Source organism: Halomonas sp., from assembly GCF_014859505.1.
Taxonomy (GTDB): domain Bacteria; phylum Pseudomonadota; class Gammaproteobacteria; order Pseudomonadales; family Halomonadaceae; genus Halomonas.
In genome coordinates this window covers 1-2,611 of sequence record NZ_JACUUD010000225.1, presented here as the reverse complement: position 1 = coordinate 2,611, position 2,611 = coordinate 1, and the positions used below count along the sequence as shown (strand labels likewise).

Below are 2,611 nucleotides of genomic sequence, written 5' to 3'. Positions count from 1 at the left end.
GCCGACCTCCACGATGTCAACGTGGCGCTCTAACCAACTGAGCTATGGTCCTGCTTCAGCGTCGGTTGCCGGCACACATCGCCCGGGCAACGGATGCATATCATACCCATCGGGCCGGATTTTGCAAGCCTTCAGCGGTCACTCTTGACCCGCTCCACGGCCTCCAGCCAACCGCTATAGAGCCGCTCGCGCTCCGCCTCGGGCATCTGCGGCGTGAAGCGACGCTCGCACTGCCAGAGCTCGGCGATCTCGTCGAGGTCGCGGTACCAGCCGAGGCGCAACCCGGCCAGGTAGGCGGCGCCCAGGGCGGTGGTCTCCAGCACCGTGGGCCGATCCACGGCCAGCCCCAGCATGTCGGCGAGGAACTGCATCACCCAGTTGTTGGCCACCATGCCGCCATCGACGCGCAGGGTATCGGGCTCGGCGGCCATGTCGTCACTCATGCAGGCCTGCAGGTCGCGGGTCTGGTAGCAGACCGCCTGCAGCCCCGCCGCCACGATCTCGGCGATACCGGTATCCCGGGTCAGGCCGAAGATGGCGCCTCGCGCCTTGGGATCCCAGTGCGGTGCGCCGAGCCCGGTGAAGGCGGGTACCAGATAGACGCTGTGGCCGCTGCGCGTCTTGCGGGCCAGCGCCTCGGTCTCGGCGGCGTCGGCGAACAGCTGCAGGCCGTCGCGCAGCCACTGCACCGTGGCACCCGCCACGAAGATGCTCCCCTCCATGGCGTAGGTGGTCTTGCCATCGATGCGGTAGCCCACCGTGGTCAGCAGCCGGTTGCGCGACAACTCGGCCTTGTCGCCGGTGTTGACGATCATGAAGCAGCCGGTCCCATAGGTGCTCTTGCCCATGCCCGGCGAAAAGCAGGCCTGGCCGACCAGGGCCGCCTGCTGGTCACCGGCCACCCCGGCGATGGGCAACTCGGCGCCGAGCCACTCAGCATCCACCACACCGAAGTCGTCGCTGGAGTCCTTCACCTCGGGCAGCAGCGACTCGGGAATCCCGAACAGCTCGAGCAGCTCCGGGTCCCAACGCTGCGTATGGATGTTGAAAAGGGCCGTGCGCGACGCATTGGTGGCATCGGTGGCATGTACCTTGCCTCCCGTGAGGCGCCAGATCAGGAAGGTATCCACGGTGCCGAAGGCGAGCTCGCCGCGCTCGGCCCGCTCCCGCGCCCCTTCCACGTGGTCGAGGATCCAGGCCAGCTTGGTGGCCGAGAAGTAGGGATCGATGAGCAGGCCCGTCCGTGCCTGGACCTCCTCCAGGTGCCCGGCATCGCGCAGCGCCTGGCAGGAATCCGCGGTGCGGCGATCCTGCCAGACGATGGCGTTGTAGAGGGGCTCTCCGGTCTCACGATCCCACACCAGAGTGGTCTCTCGCTGGTTGGTGATGCCCACCCCGATGACGGCGTCGAGCCCGACGCCCGCGCGCTCGATGGCCTCGCGGCAGGTGGTCAGTACGGTGGACCAGATGGATGCCGGATCATGCTCGACCCAGCCGTCGCTCGGGAAGATCTGGGGGAACTCCCGCTGCGCGGAGGCGACTCTGTGACCTTCGCGATCGAAGAGGATGGCGCGCGAACTGGTGGTGCCCTGGTCAATGGCAAGCAGATAGTCGGCCATGGAGGCTCCTGTCGTTTATCGTTGTAGGGTCGATCAGATGTTCGTTTGTGATCACCAAGAGTACTGCAGCGTGTTCGGAATGCTCTACCACCTTGGTCGGACACCACCTCGGGAGCGGCTGCCGGACGCAGCGATCATCGCCTACAATGGCGGCATCACAAGGAGTCAGCATGAACCAGTCACAGCGACAGGAAGCCATTGTCGACCTGGTGCGTCGCCAAGGCTATGCCAGCATCGAACAGCTGACCGAGCATTTCGCGGTCACCCCCCAGACGATTCGCCGCGACCTCAATGCCCTGGCCGAGGAGGGCCTGATCCGCCGCGTCCACGGTGGCGCCGGCCTGGAATCGAGCACCGTCAACACCGCCTACAGCACCCGCAAGACCCTCAACCTCGACGCCAAGCAGCGGATCGCGGCGCTTCTGGCCAGGCAGGTTCCCGACGGCTCCTCGCTGTTCATCAACATCGGGACCAGCAACGAGGTGGTGGCCGAGGCCCTGCTGGAGCACCGCGATCTCGAGGTGATCACCAACAACCTCAACGTGGCCGCCATCCTCCAGCACAAGGAGGACTTCAACGTGATCATCGCCGGCGGCCAGGTGCGCTCACGGGACGGCGGGATCATCGGCGAGGCCACCATCGACTTCATCAACCAGTTCAAGGTCGACTACGGCATCATCGGCATCAGCGGCATCGACGAGGATGGCTCGCTGCTGGAGTTCGACTATCAGGAGGTGCGTGTCGCCCAGGCGATCATCCGCAACTCCCGCCAGGTCTATCTCGCTGCCGATCACTCCAAGTTCCATCGCAACCCCTCGGTGCGCCAGGGCAACATCGCCCAGATCGACGCCCTGTTCACCGACCGCCGCCCACCCCAGGCGATCTGCCAGCTGATGGCCAGCCACGACGTGACGATGCATATCGCCGACTGACCCTCCAACGGCTCGCTGACGGGGCCCGACGGCGCCAGCCCACACGGCTGAACCGGATAA

General features: G+C 65.9%; 2 protein-coding genes. One reads left to right on the top strand and one right to left on the bottom strand.

Annotated features, from left to right (window positions below; genetic code table 11):
- Window positions 1-131: 131 nt before the first annotated feature.
- On the bottom strand, window positions 132-1,619 hold the full coding sequence (gene glpK / locus IBX53_RS15715) for a glycerol kinase GlpK (RefSeq protein ID WP_290911196.1): 1,488 nt from the start codon (window positions 1,617-1,619) through the stop codon (window positions 132-134).
- Between the two features lie 170 nt (window positions 1,620-1,789).
- Between glpK and IBX53_RS15710 the strand changes: the two genes are divergently transcribed.
- Window positions 1,790-2,551 carry a DeoR/GlpR family transcriptional regulator gene (locus IBX53_RS15710; protein ID WP_290911194.1) on the top strand — a complete coding sequence of 254 codons (762 nt, stop codon included), beginning with the start codon at window positions 1,790-1,792 and terminating at the stop codon, window positions 2,549-2,551.
- Window positions 2,552-2,611: the final 60 nt, after the last annotated feature.

Coding starts and splice junctions, on each gene's coding strand:
- glpK (WP_290911196.1), bottom strand. CDS start 1,619: ATGGCCGACTATCTGCTTGCCATTGACCAGGGCACCACCAGTTCGCGC.
- IBX53_RS15710 (WP_290911194.1), top strand. CDS start 1,790: ATGAACCAGTCACAGCGACAGGAAGCCATTGTCGACCTGGTGCGTCGC.